Below are 19,915 nucleotides of genomic sequence, written 5' to 3'. Positions count from 1 at the left end.
ACACGGGCTCACGGCCCGCCTCTACCGCTTGCGATGCGAGAGCAGCCACCGGTAGAGGTCTTCACCTGCGTACACCCGAACCCACACATCGTGTCCCATATCCTGTTCCGTGGTGAACCGGTAGTCCCTGTGCCCCAGATCCTCCAGACGGATGAAGGCGGGGAAGAACAGACTCGTAGGCACCACCGGATCCCTTCCGCCGGAAAAGCACCAGATGGGCATCCTCGCCTCTGCGAGCGGCTCCATCATCTCCGGGTAACCGAATCCCACCACCGGGGCGATGGCCGCGAAACGCTCGGGATACCGTGAGGCGATGATCCAGGTTCCGATCCCACCCATGGAGACGCCGGACAAGTAGACCCTCGACTCGTCCACCCGATACCGGCCGGCCACCAGATCGAGGAGCACGGGGATATCCTCGGCCACGCGGTCCCATCCCGGTGGAAGGGCCTCGATCGGAGGAAGCACCTCTGCAGGCACCGCCCCGGTGTACGGCACATCCCACTCCATCGCCGTGATCCGGGGAGGCACGCCCTCCTCGAGCCTGCGGGGAATCTGGTCACGGGACCGTCCGGTGATGTAGGGAGGGGCATCCGGCCCCTCATCCCTTCCCCACATCGGCATCTGAGGCGCCACGATGATGAACGGGAGATCCCGCTTCTGAATCCACGCCTCGTAGAGCGGACCGTAGGAGAGCACGTAGTCGAGGTCCTCCTTGCCGTCACCCCGCTCACCGTCGCCGTGAAGGAAGAGCAGGAGAGGCCACGGGTCTTTCGTGTCCTCGTAGCCTGCGGGCACGTAGACAAAGGCGTCCCGCTCCTTCCCGTCGTCCACACTCACATAGGATACGCGCTCAAGTCGCGCTTCGCTTCCTTTCATCGATCGACCCTCCTTGAGACCTGCACATGAGACCAGCACTCCCACGAGTGCACAGCCGAGCATCAACCGTACCTTCATTCTAAGACCTCCTGGCGAAAAAAGCTAGTTTCACTATTCCACATACCATCCTCTCCCGCTACCCTTTTCTTGCACCCAATGCGCGCCCCTTCTTTACCCGCCACAGGAGACCCTCACGTCCTCCATTCCACAGAACGGATCCACGGGATTCCTCCCCCGGAACTCCCTCCTCCCCATGAGGAGATCGACCAGCACCTTGAGGCCCACCTCAGCCGGGGAATACACGTTCACATACGTCCCCACCGTGGGCGCCTCGAAGAGGAAATACGGACTGCTCAGGGAAATCATCACCGTGGGGATGTCGTCCCAGAAGCGCCACATCGATCGGAATGCTCCCCCATGCAACTCCGCCCAGGGGATCGAAGCCCGCCCTTCACTCATGAAGGTGTAGTGATCGAGCAGGTAGATGGCCAGATCGTAGAGATCAGGATCGGGGAGCACATCCGCCTCCATCCTGGTCACCCAGAACCCCTCCTGCTCGAGATAGTCCTTGAAGGGGGTGAACCCCGAAGGCCCGAAGACCTCGGGAGGCCGGCTCTCCAGCAGGAGCACCCGGCGGTACCGCTGCGGCGAGATGGGCAGGATATCGTTCTCGTGCTTCACCAGCGTGATGGACGAGGCGAAACACTCTTCGGCCCACCGGGCGTGTTCCTCCCTCGACGCCCTCGCCTCTTCCATGAGCCCTCTCACGTGCGAGGACCAGTCCTCAACGCGGTGAAGGCCGAGGGCCGCTTTCCAGGCGAGGATACGCAACACCGCCTCGTCCAACCGCTCGGGAGCCACCCGCCGCGACTTCACTGCATCGAGGACGATCTGGACATCTTCCTCAGGGTCCTCGGAAAAGAGTATGATATCGCATCCCGCATCGAGGGCACGGGGCAGGAGATCCTCCCTCTTCCCCTGTGAGGCGAAACCCGCCATGGGGGTGGCATCCGAAATCACCACGCCATTGAAACCCAGACGCTCCCGAAGGAATGTGATCGTGAGATCCCCCGAGAGAGAGGCCGGCACGAAACGATCGGGACCGTCCACGAGCGCAGGGGCGCAGATGTGGGCGCTCATGATGCTCTGCACTCCGGCCTGTATCACCCCTCGGTAGACCTCACCGTAGCTCGCATCCCACACATCGCGGGAAAGGCTGTTGCACGACGTCACCAGGTGCTGATCGCGATCGTCCACCCCGTCTCCCGGCCAGTGCTTCGCACAGGCTCCCATCCCCTCTTCCTGGAGCACCCTGACGTAGACCTCGGAGAGACGCCTCACCATGTCGGCATCGCTCCCGAAGGTCCTCGCTCCGGTGATGGTACTCCTGAAGTTGTAGTTTATGTCCACCACGGGGGAGAAGGTCACATTGTAGCCCAGGGCCCGCCCCTCCCTGGCAGCGATACGGGCCATCCTCTCCACATCCCTGAGGGGATCGGACGATGCGGCCACCCCCATCTGTGTCTGGAATTCGCTCCCCTCATCACCGATCCTGACCGCAAAGAAGGAAAACTCGAGGTCGCCGGTGAGGAGGAGGGGGACGCGTGAGTGTTCCTGGAGGAACACGGCCGAGGAAGCGAGCGTCTCCCACGAGACTCCGTTCGGGAATCTATGGATCCCCCCGGGCTTGAGTCCCAGGACGTACTGCATCTTCTCCTCGGAGAGCTCATCGCACAGTAGGACGAAGACCTGACCGACCTTCTCTTCGAGAGAGAGGGATCGGAACGTCTCCTCCACCCACCGCCGGTCCTGAGGAGAAAGAGAAAACGGTGCTCGGCTCATCCACTCCATCATGGTATCTCTCCTTGAAAAATTATCTTATCGGTCCTCTTCGGAGGACACATACCGCTCGAGAAGACGAAACGCCTTCTTCCTGGACAGGGGGTTGTACACAGAGTGAGGCGGGGGGGCCAGTCGCTCCATGGTACTGGAACGCCACGCAGAGGGGGTCGATCCATAGAACTTCCTGAACGACGTCTCATACGCCTTCACACTGGGAAACCCATAGTCCATCGCGATCTCCGTGATGGTGCGGGAACTCGTGATGAGATCCCGCAACGATTTCTGCAGACGTACCATCTGCAGGTAATCTTTGAAGGCAAGCCCTACCTTCTCGTGGAAAAACCTGGAAAGGTAGCTGGGATGCACCCCTTCCCGCTCGGCGAGTTCGGAAAGGGAGATACGATCCATGTAGTGGGTGTCCAAGTATTTGAGGATGCGCGCCACTCTCGAGAAGTATCTCATGCTCTCCTCGATCTGCGACATGTCCACCTGCATCTCCCTCTCCCCCACCCTGAACTCCGAGACGAGGAGCGAGAGGATGCGAAACACCCTTTCCATCATCCTGAGGCGTGCACCCTCCTCTGTCTTCCGGGACATGGCCATGAGGGAGGCGAGTTCCGTCCTCAACCTTCGATACTTCTCTTGGTCCTTCCCCTCTCTCGAGAGCGTGGAGTTACAGAGGAATCGCATCTGCGAGAACCCTGGTTCCCACTGATCGGCATAGAGCACATCCATCTGGAACACGAGGACGATATTCTGATCACCCATGGAATGGGTGAAGTGGAGCTCCTCGCCGTGCACCAGTACCACGTCGTCGATCCCGCATACGTACTGGTTTCCCTCCACCTGCACCAGGATACTCCCGTCCAGCACGAAAAGCATCTCCAACTCCTTGTGGAGATGGAATCCGCACTCCCTCACGTTGTGGAGGAACACCTTGAACGGAAGGTGCTCCTTGTACTCCACGTTCTCTATGTAGAAAAGACCTTCCATGCTCTCACCCACCAACAATGGCGAAGGGAAGGGGCGGATCGCCCCCTCCCCACATCGATCTCAGTCCAGTGGAATCACATCAGCCACATGGACCCTATGTCCAACGGAAAAAGGTATAGAACCTACGTCCATAAGGGACGACTTCGAGATCGTGAGACGGTAGTCGCCGGCGGGAATGATCCATGCATCCGCTCCCTCGTCGAAGACGGCCAGATATTCCCTGGGAATCCTGATCTCGACACGTTCAGAGGCGCCCGGCTCGAGGATTTCTGTCTTCGCGAATCCCACCAGAACCTTCGCCGGCTCGTCACCCACAAGATCTCTCTCGAGGTATACCTGGACGACTTCTCTCCCCGGCACATCTCCGGTGTTCGTCACCTCCACCCGGAGCCGGAGTTCCTCATCTCGTGTCACCTCCCCTTCGACCCCAGCAAGGGCCAGGTCGAACGTCGTATACGAAAGTCCGTATCCGAACTCATACGCGACCGGGACGTTGTCGGTGACGAAATACCGGTATCCGACCATGACCCCTTCTCCATACTCCACACGTTCCGGGTTGTCCATCGGGGTTCCGGGAAAGTAGGAACTCGAGGGGACATCCTCGTAGTCGAGCGGGAAAGTGGTGGTGAGCCGCCCGGAAGGATTGACGCGCCCCGAAAGCACATCTGCGATTGCATGGCCTGCCTCCTGTCCAGGTTCCCAGACCAGGAGGATCGCATCGACGAGATCCCTCCAGTCATCAACTTTTATCACCCCCCCGATGTTGAGGAGGACTACCACCTTCTTCCCTTTCGCATGAAAGGCACTGGAGACCTTCCGTAACAGGGACTTCTCTTCGCTGCTGAGATAGAATTCCTCCCTGCTCCTGTCGGCGAACTCACCTGAGATCCTCCCTATGGTGACGAGCGCCACATCAGTACGGGAAGCGAGAAGATCCACCATCTCCTCAGGAAGATCCCACTCTGCGATCCTCTTCTCCGGCTCCCACCAGTTCTTCTTCGGAGGGAGGTTCGCTTTCGCCTCTTCTATGTAGTGCAGATACCTCTCCTTCAGATCACTATCCACTTGATAGCCCGCTGCGGTGAGTCCTTCCGCAGGGGAGATGCGGTACGCCTCGTTCACATCACCGCTTCCCGTCCCTCCGATGATCACATCATAGAACGAAACCCCGAAACCCGCTACCCGAAGCCCAGGATCAAGCGGAAGGGTGTTCCCCTCGTTCTTGAGAAGCACCATCCCTTCGGTCGCTGCCTTTCGGGCAAGCAAGGAGTGGGCTTCGAGATCGGGCGCCTCTGGCCGTTCCACACCACGTGCCGAGGCACTTCCCAGAACGATACGGGCCACCCGCTCCGCGTTCCGATCCAGCACTTCCTCATCCAAACCTCCCTCCTTCACCGCCGCCAGGAGAGAAGCTCGCTGGAAGGGCGTACCCGGCATGAGGAGGTCGTTCCCCGCCTTCATCTGAGCCACAGGGTCCTTCCCTGCGAACCAATCGGTCATCACGAGTCCCGAGAACCCCCACTCGTTCCGGAGCACTTCTGTGAGGAGCCAATGGTGCTCGCTGCAGTAGAGCCCGTTCACCTTGTTGTAGGCGGACATCACGGCCCAGGGCTGCCCCTCCTTCACCGCAATCTCGAAGCCCCTGAGATAGATCTCCCGAAGGGCCTTCTCCGAAACCACCGTGTCGATGGACATACGGTTCGTCTCCTGGTTGTTCGCCGCGTAGTGTTTGAGACAGGCCCCTATCCCCTGGGATTGCACGCCCCGTACGAATGCTGCCGCCATCTTTCCGGTGATGAGCGGATCCTCAGAATAGTACTCGAAGTTCCTCCCCCCCAGAGGATGTCGGTGGATGTTCATGCCGGGAGCCAGGATCATATCCACCCCGTAGGCGAGGGCTTCCTCACCCATGGCCGTACCCACTTCCTCCAGGAGAGATGTATCCCACGATGAAGCGAGCATCCGAGCGATAGGGAACGCGGTGCAATAGTAGGTCTTCTCTTCCTCCCCCTCTCTCACAGGGCTGATACGCACCCCCGCAGGTCCATCCGCCATCACCATTGCAGGGATCCCGAAGTGGAGGAGAGGGAACGTGGTCCCTGCCGCTCCCGGGACGATCCTGTCCGTTCCCATTATGGAAGGCGCAAACGCCACATTCCCCATGCCGGTCCCCACAACGAAGTATACCTTTTCCTCAAGACTCATACGGGAGACCAGATCCCTGGCCCTCTCATCCAACGGAAGTGATGGGTCCTCATAGGGAAAGACCACAGGAGCGGAGGACGTGTGTTCCTTTCCTCCCGCCCCCCAGAGGCTCGAGGTACTGAGGGCCATCACACATACGAAAAAGCACAATACCCTTTTCATACAACCTCCCTCGTAAAAGGTGTACAACAGTGTACCGGCCTTCCCCGCCCCTGTCTTTCCTCTTTTTTACATGGTATCAAGGCGTTCCTTTACCGGAGCCGTGACCGGCGACGAGACGAAATGCGGCGGCCGTTCATCAACGCTCCATCATTGACAACAAAAAACGACTAGGCTATATGCTCTTTCTCCTTTATAACCCTGTAAGCATACCCAATGCGGAGGTAGCACGAGTGAAGCACCAGATCCGATCGTCCCTCGGAGGTCCACTTTTTCTGAGCGCCATGGCGGTCCAGTTCCTCATATCCACCAGCACCTTCATGCTGTTCACCGCGCTCCCGCTCTACTTCCAGACCCAAGGGTCACCCAAGACAGTGGCCGGGCTCTCCACCACGCTCTTCGCGATCGCCGCGCTCCTCGCCCGTCCCCTGGGAGGCGTACTCTTCGATCGGTACGATCGGACGCTCGTATTCCATCTCGGAGTGGGAACCCTGATAGGCGCCACATCCCTCATGGCCCTGCCCGCCGGAATCCCCTACCTCCTCACCTGCCGGCTCTTGCAGGGAGTGGGATTTTCCCTGTTCACCACCGGGATGGGAGTCCTCCTCCCCGACTTCGTGCCCCAGGGCCGCGTGCTCCAGGCCATAGCCATTCAGGGCCTCGTCGCGTCTCTGGGCCCTGCCCTCGGAGGACCGCTCGCCGTACAACTCCTGCCCGCCGGATTCGAGCTGGTGGTCGTGACCTCCACACTCATCGGCATCGCGGGAATGGGTCTGGCCGTCCCTACCTTCCCTCGGGCACCATCCTCACGCGATGGAGAAGGAAGCGCATCCTCCCAGGATCTTCCCCACAGACTCTGGTCTCGTCTATTCCACAAGGAGGCCCTCGCCCCTTCCGCCTTCGCCCTGCTCCTTGGTCTGAGCTACGGCGCGGCCCTCACCTTCATTCCCGGCTATGCACTCACCAGGGGCATACCCAACGGCGGCCTCTTCTTCACCAGCTTCACCCTGGCCGTCGTACTCACCCGACTCTTCTTCGGAAAGGTACAGGGCGACCTCTCTCTCCTCATGTCGGGATCCTTCATCGTGAGCGGCATCTCGTTTCTCCTCCTCATCCCACTTTCCGGTTACCTGCACCTCCTCGTCTCGGGGTTGCTCTACGGTGCAGGGTATGGCGTGGCTTTTCCCATCCTCAACACAGGGGCGCTCATGAGCGCAGCTCACCATCGGAGGGGTGCCGCCGCCTCTACCTTTTTCACCGCCATGGACGCAGGAGTGGCCGTGGGCTCCCTGCTCGCAGGGGGGATCGCACAGGCTCTTGGATTCCCCGCCGTGTTCCTCACCTTGGGGATAGGGCTCCTCCTGGGAGGAGGAGTCATCCTCCTCCCGGAGGTACGACGAGCGGGATTCCTCCATACCCGGGAGTAGCAGTTACTCGAGACTCCACTCGGCCATGAGTCTCGGCACATCGGCGAGGAGGCTTCTCGTGTATTCGTGCTGAGGATCCTCTATCACTCGCTTTGCCTCACCCTCCTCGCAGATCTTTCCTCTGTGCATGATGGCGATCCGATCGCTCACATAGTAGGCGAGCCCCAGATCGTGCGTGATGAACACGATGGTCATCCCGCGTTCCTTCCGGAGGGAGAGCAACATGTCGAGGATCGTCGAACGGGAGCAGGCGTCTATCATGGACGTGGGCTCATCGGCGATCAGTACACTGGGTTTGATGATGAAGACCCGGGCGATCATGAGACGCTGCATCTGGCCGCCCGAGAGCTCGAACGGGTATTTGTTGTAGATCTCATGATAGGGGAGGTTCACGAACGAACACGCCTCCTCCTTGATCCTGCGCGCCTCTTGTTCTGAGGCCTGAATACCCGCCACCTTGAGACAGTCCTGGAGGAACCTGTCCACTCTGAAGAACTGGTTGAACGAGGCGAAGGGATCCTGAAAGATGGCCTGCACCCCGCTCCAGTAGGCCCTTCGCTCCCGCTGGCCTCGCAACCGCAACACCTCTCCTCTGTAGCGCACCTCACCGGAGCTCGGCCTGAGGAGTCCCAGGAATATCTTGGCCAGGGTGGTCTTTCCGCTCCCACTCTCCCCCACAATGGAGACGATCTCTCCTTCCCGAAAGCCGATAGTCACGTGATCCACGGCCGCGAAGCGGAGTCGCCCTATACCGAAATATCGGGTGAGATCCACCCCTTCGAGCACGTATTCATTCCCCATGTACATACCTCTCCTTGAGATCTTCTACATCGATGAGACATCTGTACATCCTCTTTCCTACGGGCCGCTCCGCCACCGCATGTTCCCTGCACGCGTCAAAGGCGTACGGGCACCTGTCGGCGAACCGGCATCCCCTTATCTCCTCCTTGAGGTTCGGCGGAGCACCCGGAATCGTGCGAATCGTGCGGGAGGAACTCATGAACTCCTCGTCCGGCACCAGGATGGAACCCATGAGGGCGTGGGAATAGGGATGAAGGGGATCGAATATCACCTCCCGGGCCGTCCCCTTCTCCACCAGCTGCCCGGCGTACATCACGGCGATGTCGTCCGCCACGTGGTAGAGGAGTGGAAGCTCATGGGTGATGAAGATCATGGCCTTGATCACGCGCTCTCTCATGAGCAGCCTGAGCATCCGGATGACCGCCTTCTGGGAAGAGACGTCGAGTGCAGAGGTGGGCTCGTCGGCGATGAGGATCTTGGGGTCGAGGAGAGTGGAGATCGCGATCACCGTGCGCTGTTTCATCCCTCCGGAAAGCTCCGTTGGAAAGGCCCTCAAAATGCGACTGGGAAGGTTGAGAGACTCGAACCTCTCGGCCGCCATCGTCAGTATCTCCTTCTCGGTCAGGGACGGTCTGTGCACCTGCACCACATCCACCACGAAGTCGCCTATCTTCCGGGTGGGGTTCAGGGCGTTCATCGCGGCCTGAGGAATGTAGGATATCTCCTTACCCAGATAGTCTACCCTCAACTTCTCGTACTCGAGCTTCATGATGTCCACCCCTCGGATGGCGATCACTCCGCTCTTGTAGTAGAGAGGGGGGAAGTAGAACCCCATCAGACTGAGCGCGAGGGTGGATTTCCCGCACCCCGATTCCCCCGCGATACCGAGAACTCTCCCCTCCTCCAGTTCGAACGAGACCCCCGAGACGGCATGCACATGTTCTCCATCCCTGGTCCTGTAGTATGTGTGGAGATCTTCCACGGCGAGCAGTTTACTGTCCATGAGCGCTTATCTCCTGATCTTAGGATTGAAGATCTCATCCAGTCCACTGTTGATGAGAAAGAGGGCAAAGGTGAAAAGAGCGATGAGGAGGGCTGGAGGAATGAACGCCCACCACGCCCCGGCACCCATGGCCTCGAACATGATGGCCCAGTTCAGCATCGTCCCCAGTGAAATCGTGTTGTAGGGACCCAGGCCGAGCATGGAGATACTCGCCTCTGCCAGTATCCCGCTCGCGGTCTGGAGGATGAAGGCCATGAATACATAGGAAGCGATATAAGGGAGTATCTGCGTGACGATGATCCTCATCACTCCATAGCCCGAGATGCGCGCAATATGGACATGGTCCCTCAATCGCAACGAGGCAGTCTGGGCCCTCACCGCCCGGGCGGTCCACGGCCACGTGGTACACCCTATGATCACCCCCACAATCAGGAGACTCCGACTGTTGAGGCCTATCGAAACCAGGATGAGAATCATGAACGAGGGTATCACGATGAACATGTTGGTCACCGTGGTGAGGATATTGTCCCAGAAACCGCCGAGATAGCCGGCGAGGAGCCCTATGACCACGCCGATACACAATGCGATCCCCCCTGCGAGAATTCCCACGTACAGAGACGATCTCGTCCCATATGCGAGTTCGAGCAGGACATCGCGCCCGAAGTTGTCCGTCCCGAGGGGGAAATCCTTGGAAGGAGGCTCATAGCTGAGCCCCACCATCTCGAACGGATCCCGGATATCCACGAACGGGTATATGAGGACGAATCCTCCTACCATCACCAATAGAGCGACGCCGATGAGGAACTTCGGCGATCGCATGAGCACTCTGGTTGCACCTTTCATCTCACTTATCCTCCAGCTGAGCCATCTTGATACGTGGATCGAGGAATCCGTACACCACCTCTATGGCGAAGTTGGCCACGAGCACACTCACCGTTACGAGGAGGGTGCACCCCGAGATGAGAGGATAGTCGAGCTGTCTGATCGCAGAGAACATATAGGTCCCTATCCCGGGATAGTTGAACACGATCTCGGCGATGAGAGCCCCCGCCACCATTGTTCCAAGGGAAAGGGCGAGGCCGGTGATCTGAGGAAGCATTGCATTCCGAAACACGTACCGAACCACCTTTTTGTCCTCTAGTCCCAGGAGTTTGCTGTAGAGCACGTAGTCCGAATTGAGCTCATAGATGGCCATCGATCGCATCCCTATGGCCTGCGTTCCTATGGTGACTATGACGATGGAGAGGAACGGCAGGGCATAGTGATATAAGACCGATCCTATGAACCGCCACGAGAGGGATGGGAGGACATCGAAGGCATAGGCTCCTCCTATGGGAAACCATCCCAGGGTCATGCCGAACAGGTAGAGCATGAGTAAGGCCATCACGAAGAACGGGAAGGAACTTATGGCGAGCGATAGAGGCATGAATATCTTGTCGAAAAGCTTGCGGCGATAGGCGGCAAGGGCCCCCAGGACGTTACCCAGTATCCAGCCCACCAAAATTGCAGGAAGTTGAAGCCCCACGGTCCAGGGGATGGCATTTCTGAGTATATCCTTCACCTTCTTCGGATACTGACCGAATGATGTGCCTAGATCACCTCTGAGGAGGTTCCGTACGTAGATCAGGTACTGGTGCCAGAGCGGCTTATCCACCCCGAACTCACTATTGAAGGTCTCATAGATCTCCTTCACTCTGTTTTCATCCGAAATCCCTTGTACGAGGTCGGTTACTATTGCATCGACCGGATTTCCCGGGACCATCCGTGGGAGGAAGAAGTTGAGCGTCACCGCCACCACGAGGGTGAGGAACGTCCAGCCCAGCTTCTTCCCAAAATACCGCAGGTAATGTCGCATGCGTTTCCCCCTCTCTGTGGATGTAGTAAGAGGGGCAGGCACGATGTGCCTGCCCCATATCCACTATTTCGCCTGTATGTAGTAGAGCGCCTTCACGAATGCACCGGAAATGGGAGTGGGGGGGATATTGTAGGGATTGTTCTGCTCATCAGGGAAACCCGTCCATACTCCCTCGTATACTGTGTAGAATGCAGAGGGTCTATACATGAGGGGAATTTGTGGGAGGTCTCTGATGAAGATCAGGTTGAGCTCTGTATAGAGTTCTCTCAACGTGTTCTCATCTGTCACCGGAGGTATAAGAGAAAGCAGCTCGTTCACCCGCTCATTCTTGTAACGGCCGTAGTTGTAGTTGGCGGTAACGGGTTTGCCGATGGGAGGAAGATTCCTCGAATCCAGAAAGGCCCTGAATCGATCCCACGGCTGGGCCATACCAGGGTTCGTACTGAGCCACATGGCGATATCGAAGTATCCGTTCTGGACATCGTTGAGCCAGACAGGGAATTCAGGAAACTTGGTTCGTATCTCTATCCCGATCTTGCGGGCCGACTGGGCCACGATCTCGAGCGTGGCGTTCCAATCCGACCAGCCGTAGGGACACGAGGCCTCCCACGGTCCCAGTCTGGTTCCGTCGGGGAGGACCCGTATGCCATCAGGCCCGGGCTTTGCACCGATGGAATCCAGGAGGGCGTTCGCCGCATCCACGTCGAAACTGTAGGACACCGACTCGAGTGTCCTCGTGTCGATGAGTTCCTGCTCATGGTAGACGGGCAGCATGAGACCCGGTCGCACGATGGTGGAATAGCCGCTCATCGCCACATCGACCACCTTGGCGTAATCGATGCACATCGCGAGGGCCCTTCTCACCTCGGGCACATCGAGTCCCTTCTTGGTCATGTTGAAGAACAGGCTCGGGATACTTCCCGGGATATAATACGGAGGTTTCCTGAGATAGGTCTTGAACGGCGCCCCCTTTTCCCACAGCGTCCACACCTTGGGGATGAACTGCTGGTTCACATCGATCTGCCCCTGTCTGAAGGCGTTGGAACTCGCCTCGTTGGATTTGTAGATGAGATGGGCAATGTATTTCGGTGCAGGGAGTTTCCCGAATACTGCCTTGCCCCAGTAGTTGTCGTCCCGCTCGAGCACGATCCTCGTATCATCGTAGAAGGCGATCTTGTAGGGGCCCGAAGCGATGGGGTGAGCATTGAATTCTTGAATGATCTTCGTCCCATCGTAGTCGTACTTCTTTTCGATTTCACTCCACACATCGCTGGGGAGCACGTATACGTTTCCGAGGCTGTCCAACACATAGAGCCTGTTGGGATTCTCGGGCTTCATACGGATGAGGACCGTGTAGTCGTCCGCTGCAACGACTTCCTTTATATGGGTCATCGTTGCACTCCAAGGCACGGGATACTTCTCACCCAACAGGTAACTATAGGCCACATCTTCGGCAGTGAGAGGCGAGCCGTCGTTGAAGTGAATCCCCTTCCGCAGTTGTATCCGTAAGGTGAGATCATCAACCCACTCGTATGAGAGACCGATGTGAGGCTCGAGACTGTTGTCCAGCTGGTTGTAGAGGAAGAGAGTCTCATAGAGCAGAGGCATTCGCCATCCGTTGTTGAGAGGGAACGAAGCCTGTGTGGAAAGAGGATTGAAGTTCTGAGGCGGACCCCACTGAAGACCACCCACATAGAGGGTCTCCTTGCGGGGAAGAGAGGAGACACCTGCCGAGCCTGTCTCCTTGCCGCCTTCCGCCCAGACGGTACCAATCACCGTCAGCAACAGGAATACAAGAAAGAGTTTTTTCATCATCACCCTCCTGAAAAAATATATGGGAACACCACATGTTCCTGGAAACACAGCCATTCTCCCGCCTCCTTCCTCAAGCCGTCTTCCCTTTTGTTAACAAATATGTTGGATGGTTTTTTACCTCATATGGGAGGTCTTGTCGTGAATAGTTGGATTTCCAAAAATATGATAAATACCCGTCTAGACTGTTGAAGGTTGTCACGGAGCAAAATAAAGAGTATAATAAAAGATCATGGAGAGAAGTGAAAAATTCTTGCTCATCAACAGTTACGAAGATGCCCGCATCCTCAAGGCGCTTTCTTCGGAGATACGGATCAACATCCTCAACCTGCTGACCACCGAAACCCTGAATGTGAATCAGATCGCCGAGCGTCTCAAGCTCCCACAATCCACCGTGGCGACCAATATCGCCATCCTGGAAAAGGCGGGACTCATCGAAACCGAGATAGTGAACGGCAAGAAGGGGAATCAGAAGCTCTGCCGCACCCGCTATGAGGAAATCATGGTCCAGTTCATCACGGAAAAGAAGCCTGAAGAGGACAACACCATAGAAGTGGAAATGCCCATAGGCCTCTATACCAATTTCCACGTGACGCCACCGTGCGGCCTGTGCTCCTCGGAAAGCATCATTGGCTATCTCGATGTGCCGGACTCCTTCCTCCTTCCCGAGAGAGCGAAAGCCGCCCTCCTGTGGTTCGAGACCGGATGGGTGGAATATCAATTTCCGAACAACAGCCTCTACCGGAAAGAGCCGCTCCAGAGCCTCGAAGTGAGTATGGAACTCTCCTCCGAGATACCCGGCACGAACAAACAGTGGCCCTCAGACATCACGGTATGGATCAACAACGAAGAGATAGGAACCTGGGAATGTCCGGGAGACTTCGGCGACAAGCGGGGGAAATATACCCCCGTATGGTGGAAGCTGGAGGGATCCCAGTACGGCCTGCTCAAGAACTGGAGCATCACCGAATCGGGAGCCTATATCGACGGGGTGAAGGTCTCCGACATTACCCTCAGCGATCTCGATATTTCGAAACACCACTCCATCAGGGTGAAGGTGGGAGTCAAGGAAGAAGCTTCCCATCCCGGAGGGGTGAACATCTTCGGACGGGGCTTCGGTAACTACGACCAGGGAGTCGTCTTGAGGCTCTATTTCAAGAACCACAAGCACTAGGTGCTTCCCTAACCTTTCAAGCCCCCTGCCATGAGCCCCGAGACAAAATATTTCTGAAAGAAGAAGAAAAGCACAAGCATGGGAAGGACCGCGCCCGAAGCTCCGGCGATCAGCATATCATAATTGTTACCATACGGGGTAAGGAGAGTGTTCAACCCTATGGGCAAGGTGAATTTGTCTCCTGTCCGCAACACGATCAGAGGCCACACGAAGCTGTTCCACGAATTGAGTCCAACAAGGATACCCATTGCGGCATAGGCGGGACGCATGAGAGGCATCCCGATTTTGAAGAAGATACCATACTCATGTACCCCATCCATTCGTGCCGCATCCAAAAAATCTTGAGGAATACCTGCTGCATATTGTCTGAAAAAGAAAAGGTGATTATCCATTATTTGCCACCCGGGAGTACTCTCTAAGTACCTCCAGCAGAAGCTCGAATAGATCCTCCTCCCTATGATTATACCGCCACTCCAATTCTTTCAAGTACAGCGGAAAACGTTCTACACTCACCCCGTGATGCTGGAGCAGCCGCCCTTTCGCATAACTCCAAAACCCCTCTATCCCATTGATGTACACTTTCCCATTCGCAAATCGCTTCCCGTGATCAATCCGCTTGTGCCTGAATCCATAGCTCACAAGCCCATCATAGCTCTTGAACCGGTCGGTATACACAAGCGACCCCCGCTTCACTTTGGCCACTGCCAGTCGTACAAGCTCCTCCGCACTTACCTGCTCCACCACTTCCACCTGCACTTTTCCCCCTCGCTCAAGAATCCCAAACACAGGAATCTTCCCTGCCGCCCCTCTCCCCCTCTTCCCCTTTCTCTTTCCTCCAAAATAACTTTCGTCCATCTCTACTTCACCTTCGAGCAGGCTCTTCCCCTCCTTCTGGGTGTGGACCCATATCGCCTTCCGAAACAATGTGTAGAGCCTCAGCGTCACCTCATAGGAGAGCCGTAACTGCAAAGCCGCCTTGTGGGCGGTAACTTCCATCTCAAAGAGCTTCATTGCCCACAGGATCTTCTCCCAGGAGAGCTTCATCCCCTCGAAGATGCTCCCTCGTCGTATGCTCCACTCTTTCCTGCACTGGTAGCACTTGTACTTCTCTCGTCTCACCTCGCCTATATGCTCACTTCCACAGAAGGGACACCGGGTGTACGTGACGAGGAGACCTTTCTCTCTCAGATAGGAGACCGTTTTCTCTCTATCGCTTGCAAGTGTTGAAAGACTTACGACGTCCATATCCGTGCCACCTCTCTCTTCGGTATTATACCACAGGTGGCTCAAAAATGGTAATCACCATCAAATATTACGGTTAGGAGGTCGGACATGAAAGGAGTGATGAAAAGCGCGTTCATTCCTGTCATCGCGACCATGATACTGGCCTGCGGTGAGCCAACCATCGGGAGGGAAGAGGTGGAAGCCTCTCAAGACAATCCAGTCACAACCACACCTCTCGATCTCACCAATTCCACAGCAGTGGTGGTACTACAATTCGAGAACACTCTCGAGGATGATTCGGGAAACAGTAACGACGCCACCATAGGTGGAAGCTCTCCTTCCTCATACTCGTTCATCACAGGCTATAGAAACACATCCCTCTATCTGGAGAACCCCGACAACACCCTGGGCTATGTGTATCTCACTCTCCCCGACAACCTGGTAGGCAAGAGCTTCACCATTTCCTACTGGGCCAAGGTGATCACCTGGAATACGAGCTGGGGAGCCATCGCTCACATGATATTCAAGGACAGCGGGGGCACGTGGGAAGGGTTTGTGAGTCATGGCAGCAACTCTGATACGAGTTTCTACGCCCGAAACCGCAGCGATCTGGCTAACGACTGGGGTGACATATTCACGACCCTCCCATCGGCCGGGGAATGGTTCCATGTCACGGAGACCATGGATTCTTCTGGTGTCGCGACACTCTACATCAACGGTGAAGAGCAAGGCACCTACGATACCGCATATGAGGACTTCACCGCCGCCACTGTATCCATCATGTTCGGACAGGATACCTGGCAGGCTCAGGGAGCGATCCTCGATGACGTAGTGATCTACGACAGGGCCCTCAGCGCCTCGGAGGTGAGCGACCTCTATGCAGGAATCCTGCCTTGACAAGAAGAGAATCCAACAGGAGGAACGTATGATGAAGGCATTACGGATTTTTGGAGTAGCACTCATTGTGGCATGTGCAGGAGGTATCCTCGCCGCTCAACAGGTGATGTTCCACGGATATGCGGACTATTCCAACTACCTCCTCACCACCTATGCCACACAGACCGGGAGTGAAGACTGGGAACAGTTCGAATACGGAGCCGGATTCGGTTCGTGGTACGGCGGACGCACCGAAGTGAACATGTTCATGGACTCCCAGAATATCCACTTCGTCCTCGGGATACGTCTCGGCAACGATCTCGACACCTGGTACGATCTCTATGGCGATGACGTTCCCTTCTATCAGGGTAACGTACGGATAAACCTTCTCAACAATCAGGTCGACCTCCTCACCGGTAAGTTCGAGGAACAGCACTTCGGATACGTCACCAATGACCTCGCATGGGGGTTCATCTACGCGCACAACGTGGCCGATCGGGACGTAGGCCCCTACTTCACCGGGCTCGAGATCAAGCCCTACATGCTCGATGGGTTTTCGCTTCTCGTTGGGGTACCGATACGAGCCTGGAGTACCAACGACGGCTGGGGATCCATGCCGGCCAACAACTATTGGCAGAACCTGGTAGACCAGTTCAAGATCAACATGAGGTACAGTCTCCCCATGGGTGTCACTCTCAAAGCCGGGTATTACCACGGACTGTGGTACTCCGCTTCCGATTACAAGGGAGACGACGACGTGGTGAGAGAGGCCTATCTGAGCGCTGAGGGATTCAACTTCCTCGGATCGGGTTTCGATCTCGCCGCAGGTTACGACTTCCAGTACCGAACAGCTACAGAAGGAATGAAGCACAATATCAACGTCTCCGGAGCATATCGACCGATCTCATCTCTCCGCATTGCCCTTGGCAACAGATTCGCCTACGCGACCGAGTTCCATGACAACGCTCAAGAGATTCTCCTTGACAGAGTCGTGCTCGACGCGCTCTACGACCTGCCCCTCCCTGGAGTCCAGGTAGGACTCAGAGGGAACTTCACCTACATGTCGGACTCTTCCGGCCAAGTGGGAAACATGATGAGCGGCGACAGCGATGATCTAGGATTCTCCACCAACATCGATGCCGCATACGTGCCTGCCAATCCCACGGATGGAACGTCCGGAATGGCCATGGGCGGCGGGGTCTTCCCGTTCATAAAGAAAAATCTCTCCAACGGATACGTACAACTGGGGTATCAGATGCACATCAACTATTACGAATCTAAGACATCGGTGAAGGCCATCTCCCATTACGTACCCCTCAATGTCGCCTTCTGGTTCTGAATAGACAAAGGTGTCCCCTGTTCCTCTGAACGGGGGACACACCATAAAGAACCACATATCGTGGAGGAGACCTATGAATAGTTCGAGCGTAACCAAAGTGGTGGGGAGAGTACTCGTCCTCATCCTCACTCTTGCGGGATGTGCCTCGATGGAAAAGAAAGGAGCACCCCTTACGGTGGATTTCGACCTCCATGCGAGGGCTATCTACACCATGGACCATATCGAGGGAGATACCCTGAAAGACGATTCAGGGAACGGACTGGACGCGCTCATCAGGGGTAAACCGGCGACCACCGAAGGAAAGTTCGGGAAAGCGCTCGTATTCGATGGGACCCAGACGTATATCGAACTCAAACCCGATGTCCTGGAGGGTAAAGAGTGGTCATTCCTCGCCTGGGTGAATGCCGAGGCATGGCCTCCCTGGGCCAGGATATTCGATTTCGGTGACGGCGCCACCGCCGACATGTGGTTCGGGTTCAGCGGCGTGGAAGGTGTGATGAGGTGTGACATCTTTCATCCATCTGGTAGCGTGAAACTGCTCGGACCTGCCCTTCCTACGGGTGAATGGGTACACCTGGCCATCACAGTGAACGGGAGAGAGATGGTCATGTACATCGACGGTAAGCGCGTGGCATCCGGTTATACGGGACTCCTTCCTTCTCATGTAGAAAAGAAGGGACTCTACATAGGTGCGAGCAACTGGCCCGATCCGCTCTTCGTGGGAAAGATGGACGAGATCCTCATCGCCGACGCGGCATACACGGACCAACAGATCAAGGCCATCATGCAGTCGGGTATCCCTGTACGATAAGTTCCCTCCTCACCCCCTGCCCCACCCCGGGGCAGGGGTTTTCCCTCAACAGGCTGCAATGGGGCGTACTTTATGGTAAAGGGACTGTAACATCGAGTGTTGAAAAAGGCGGGGAAAAAAGATAAGGGGTATCTCCCACCACACTAATCCTTTTTTCAAGGAGGAGATACCCCATGAAGCGTGGTAACACACGCGCATTGACTGAAACACAGTATACCCTCTCTGCTCTGATGAAGCAAGTAGAGGCCCAACTCCGGGAGGAGGTGCGCCACACCTACAAGACGTACCTGGAACACCTCCTTGAGACGCTGAGAGAGGAGGCAGTAGGACGACCACGATATGCACGAGGGGAGGCTGAGAAGGCACCGTACTACCGGTACGGCTACAGAAAGTGGAAGACCGTGCAGACCCCCTGGGGGCCGATCGAGGATGTACGCGTGCCCCGCATCCGCACCGGCGGGGGGAAGGAGGTGAAGCTGGTCGCCTATGAGCAGAGGCTCGTGGCCCTCGCCGAGCAGCTCCTTCTCGGGTATGTGGGAGGGATGAGCGCGCGGACGTGGGCCATCCTGTTACGGGAGCTGGGGATAGGCGAGGCTCACCCGCAGACACTCCTGCGGCTCATAAAGCGTCTTCGTGAGGAGAAGGAGCAGTGGCGGAGGAGGTCCCTTAGAGGAGTGAAGGCCCTTGTGCTGGATGGAGTGTGGGCAAAGAGGCGTGGGAGGGGTCAGAAGAAGCTGGTTGTCCTGAGTGCCGTGGGGGTGAAGGAGGACGGATCTCATGAGCTCCTCGACTGGGTCGTTGCGGAGCAGGAGGACCAGGCGAGCTACGAGCGACTCCTTACCAGGCTCTATGAGCGAGGGCTTCATGAGGTGGAGCTGGTGGTGGCCGATGAGGCTGAGGGGATCCGGCAGGCCGTGGAGACGGTGTATCCTGAGGCGAAGAAGCAGGTATGCCTCTGGCACCTGCAGGGTACGCTTGAGCAGAAGCTCCTGCAGGACATGGGGGAACGGAAGGGGAAGAACGCAGACCTCCAGAAGGAGAGGCGAGCTTTTCGAGCGGAGTACTGGAAGCTCTTTGAGGCAGGAGGGAAGGAGGACGCAGCACGTGCGTTGGAGGCATTCGTGAAGAAGTGGGCGGCGAAGGCTCCCCGGATGACGGCCTCCCTCCTGTGGCGGAAGGACCGGCTTTTCTCCTATCTGGAGTTACCCTATGAGTGGAAGGAGAAGGTGAGGACGAGCAACCTTGCGGAGAACATGTTTCGGCACATGAGAAGCTTTCTACGGAGGTATCCTGGGTATATGAGCCATGCCCATGCAGATGAGGTGGTAGGCCTCTACGTGGTGGGCATGCAGGTGATACAAGAGGTGGGGAGACGCACCCCTTATCAGCTCCAGCTCAATTTCAACACTCCCCCTTGACAATCCCTATGGTAAAGCACACCTTTTTTCTTACTACATGGTATGTCATCCTTCTTCTCTCATGCCGAGTGGGGAGTGAATACTCACCCACGGACAC

At 56.8% G+C, this 19,915-nt stretch carries 16 protein-coding genes and 1 pseudogene; 6 read left to right on the top strand and 11 right to left on the bottom strand.

All coding sequences use genetic code 11. The features are described from left to right. Positions 1-21: 21 nt before the first annotated feature. The 4 genes from SPITH_RS03930 to SPITH_RS03915 all read right to left on the bottom strand — a co-directional run bounded on the left by SPITH_RS03930 (position 22) and on the right by SPITH_RS03915 (position 6,081). Positions 22-957, bottom strand: coding sequence for a carboxylesterase family protein (locus tag SPITH_RS03930; RefSeq protein WP_014624422.1), 936 nt, complete (start codon positions 955-957; stop codon positions 22-24). A gap of 93 nt (positions 958-1,050) precedes the next feature. Then, positions 1,051-2,733, bottom strand: a complete 1,683-nt coding sequence (locus SPITH_RS03925; protein ID WP_014624421.1) for a glycoside hydrolase family 3 protein — start codon at positions 2,731-2,733, stop codon at positions 1,051-1,053. Positions 2,734-2,757: 24 nt separating this feature from the next. Further along, entirely contained in the window at positions 2,758-3,714 is a 957-nt protein-coding gene (locus tag SPITH_RS03920; RefSeq protein ID WP_014624420.1) for an AraC family transcriptional regulator, read from the bottom strand. 60 nt (positions 3,715-3,774) lie between these two features. After that, positions 3,775-6,081 (bottom strand): glycoside hydrolase family 3 protein, encoded by a 2,307-nt coding sequence (locus tag SPITH_RS03915; protein WP_014624419.1) that lies wholly within the window; start codon positions 6,079-6,081, stop codon positions 3,775-3,777. A gap of 230 nt (positions 6,082-6,311) precedes the next feature. Between SPITH_RS03915 and SPITH_RS03910 the strand changes: the two genes are divergently transcribed. Further along, positions 6,312-7,505 carry an MFS transporter gene (locus tag SPITH_RS03910; RefSeq protein WP_041624169.1) on the top strand — a complete coding sequence of 398 codons (1,194 nt, stop codon included), beginning with the start codon at positions 6,312-6,314 and terminating at the stop codon, positions 7,503-7,505. A gap of 3 nt (positions 7,506-7,508) precedes the next feature. Here the strand turns inward: SPITH_RS03910 and SPITH_RS03905 are convergent, their stop codons facing one another. The 5 genes from SPITH_RS03905 to SPITH_RS03885 form a co-directional block, all read right to left on the bottom strand. Beyond that, the gene (locus tag SPITH_RS03905) at positions 7,509-8,306 is read right to left on the bottom strand and encodes an ABC transporter ATP-binding protein (protein WP_014624417.1); all 798 of its coding nucleotides are present in this window, start codon (positions 8,304-8,306) and stop codon (positions 7,509-7,511) included. Further along, the gene (locus tag SPITH_RS03900; RefSeq protein WP_014624416.1) at positions 8,296-9,309 is read right to left on the bottom strand and encodes an ABC transporter ATP-binding protein; all 1,014 of its coding nucleotides are present in this window, start codon (positions 9,307-9,309) and stop codon (positions 8,296-8,298) included. The genes SPITH_RS03905 and SPITH_RS03900 overlap by 11 nt, the downstream gene beginning before the upstream one ends. Positions 9,310-9,315: 6 nt before the next feature. Continuing rightward, the gene (locus SPITH_RS03895; RefSeq protein ID WP_014624415.1) at positions 9,316-10,152 is read right to left on the bottom strand and encodes an ABC transporter permease; all 837 of its coding nucleotides are present in this window, start codon (positions 10,150-10,152) and stop codon (positions 9,316-9,318) included. Position 10,153: 1 nt separating this feature from the next. Further along, positions 10,154-11,164: an ABC transporter permease gene (locus SPITH_RS03890; protein ID WP_014624414.1), complete on the bottom strand. Its 1,011-nt coding sequence runs from the start codon at positions 11,162-11,164 to the stop codon at positions 10,154-10,156. 63 nt (positions 11,165-11,227) lie between these two features. Then, the gene (locus SPITH_RS03885; RefSeq protein WP_014624413.1) at positions 11,228-12,976 is read right to left on the bottom strand and encodes an ABC transporter substrate-binding protein; all 1,749 of its coding nucleotides are present in this window, start codon (positions 12,974-12,976) and stop codon (positions 11,228-11,230) included. A gap of 232 nt (positions 12,977-13,208) precedes the next feature. On the opposite strand from SPITH_RS03885, the gene SPITH_RS03880 reads away from it, so the two are divergent. Continuing rightward, a complete protein-coding gene (locus SPITH_RS03880; RefSeq protein WP_014624412.1) occupies positions 13,209-14,150 on the top strand; it encodes an ArsR/SmtB family transcription factor in 942 nt (313 codons plus the stop codon). 8 nt (positions 14,151-14,158) lie between these two features. On the opposite strand, the pseudogene SPITH_RS03875 reads toward SPITH_RS03880, so the two are convergent. Beyond that, positions 14,159-14,530: pseudogene (locus SPITH_RS03875) on the bottom strand (carbohydrate ABC transporter permease); the annotation flags it as partial. Between the two features lie 4 nt (positions 14,531-14,534). After that, complete coding sequence (locus tag SPITH_RS11770) at positions 14,535-15,395, bottom strand: IS1595 family transposase (protein WP_014624057.1); 861 nt, start codon at positions 15,393-15,395, stop codon at positions 14,535-14,537. Between the two features lie 87 nt (positions 15,396-15,482). Here SPITH_RS11770 and SPITH_RS03865 point away from each other — a divergent pair, with 87 nt between their 5' ends. The 4 genes from SPITH_RS03865 (at position 15,483) to SPITH_RS03850 (ending at position 19,818) form a co-directional block, all read left to right on the top strand. Then, a complete protein-coding gene (locus SPITH_RS03865) occupies positions 15,483-16,271 on the top strand; it encodes a LamG domain-containing protein (protein ID WP_014624411.1) in 789 nt (262 codons plus the stop codon). 28 nt (positions 16,272-16,299) lie between these two features. Then, positions 16,300-17,589 (top strand): hypothetical protein, encoded by a 1,290-nt coding sequence (locus tag SPITH_RS03860; protein WP_041624001.1) that lies wholly within the window; start codon positions 16,300-16,302, stop codon positions 17,587-17,589. A 73-nt stretch (positions 17,590-17,662) separates the two neighbouring features. Next, entirely contained in the window at positions 17,663-18,400 is a 738-nt protein-coding gene (locus tag SPITH_RS03855; RefSeq protein ID WP_014624409.1) for a LamG domain-containing protein, read from the top strand. A 173-nt stretch (positions 18,401-18,573) separates the two neighbouring features. After that, positions 18,574-19,818 (top strand): IS256 family transposase, encoded by a 1,245-nt coding sequence (locus SPITH_RS03850; protein WP_014624408.1) that lies wholly within the window; start codon positions 18,574-18,576, stop codon positions 19,816-19,818. The last annotated feature ends 97 nt before the right edge of the window (positions 19,819-19,915 follow it).

Origin of the sequence: Spirochaeta thermophila DSM 6578 (genome assembly GCF_000184345.1) — a bacterium.
In the GTDB taxonomy this organism is placed as follows: Bacteria; Spirochaetota; Spirochaetia; order Winmispirales; family Winmispiraceae; genus Winmispira; species Winmispira thermophila.
Note: the sequence above shows the minus strand (reverse complement) of the source record. Positions and strands in the feature narration are given on the sequence as shown.

What these genes read in the sequence shown, in the direction of transcription:
- SPITH_RS03930 (WP_014624422.1), bottom strand. Translation starts at nt 957, where the DNA reads ATGAAGGTACGGTTGATGCTCGGCTGTGCACTCGTGGGAGTGCTGGTC.
- SPITH_RS03925 (WP_014624421.1), bottom strand. Translation starts at nt 2,733, where the DNA reads ATGATGGAGTGGATGAGCCGAGCACCGTTTTCTCTTTCTCCTCAGGAC.
- SPITH_RS03920 (WP_014624420.1), bottom strand. Translation starts at nt 3,714, where the DNA reads ATGGAAGGTCTTTTCTACATAGAGAACGTGGAGTACAAGGAGCACCTT.
- SPITH_RS03915 (WP_014624419.1), bottom strand. Translation starts at nt 6,081, where the DNA reads ATGAAAAGGGTATTGTGCTTTTTCGTATGTGTGATGGCCCTCAGTACC.
- SPITH_RS03905 (WP_014624417.1), bottom strand. Translation starts at nt 8,306, where the DNA reads ATGGGGAATGAATACGTGCTCGAAGGGGTGGATCTCACCCGATATTTC.
- SPITH_RS03900 (WP_014624416.1), bottom strand. Translation starts at nt 9,309, where the DNA reads ATGGACAGTAAACTGCTCGCCGTGGAAGATCTCCACACATACTACAGG.
- SPITH_RS03895 (WP_014624415.1), bottom strand. Translation starts at nt 10,152, where the DNA reads ATGAAAGGTGCAACCAGAGTGCTCATGCGATCGCCGAAGTTCCTCATC.
- SPITH_RS03890 (WP_014624414.1), bottom strand. Translation starts at nt 11,164, where the DNA reads ATGCGACATTACCTGCGGTATTTTGGGAAGAAGCTGGGCTGGACGTTC.
- SPITH_RS03885 (WP_014624413.1), bottom strand. Translation starts at nt 12,976, where the DNA reads ATGAAAAAACTCTTTCTTGTATTCCTGTTGCTGACGGTGATTGGTACC.
- SPITH_RS03880 (WP_014624412.1), top strand. Translation starts at nt 13,209, where the DNA reads ATGGAGAGAAGTGAAAAATTCTTGCTCATCAACAGTTACGAAGATGCC.
- SPITH_RS11770 (WP_014624057.1), bottom strand. Translation starts at nt 15,395, where the DNA reads ATGGACGTCGTAAGTCTTTCAACACTTGCAAGCGATAGAGAGAAAACG.
- SPITH_RS03865 (WP_014624411.1), top strand. Translation starts at nt 15,483, where the DNA reads ATGAAAGGAGTGATGAAAAGCGCGTTCATTCCTGTCATCGCGACCATG.
- SPITH_RS03860 (WP_041624001.1), top strand. Translation starts at nt 16,300, where the DNA reads ATGATGAAGGCATTACGGATTTTTGGAGTAGCACTCATTGTGGCATGT.
- SPITH_RS03855 (WP_014624409.1), top strand. Translation starts at nt 17,663, where the DNA reads ATGAATAGTTCGAGCGTAACCAAAGTGGTGGGGAGAGTACTCGTCCTC.
- SPITH_RS03850 (WP_014624408.1), top strand. Translation starts at nt 18,574, where the DNA reads ATGAAGCGTGGTAACACACGCGCATTGACTGAAACACAGTATACCCTC.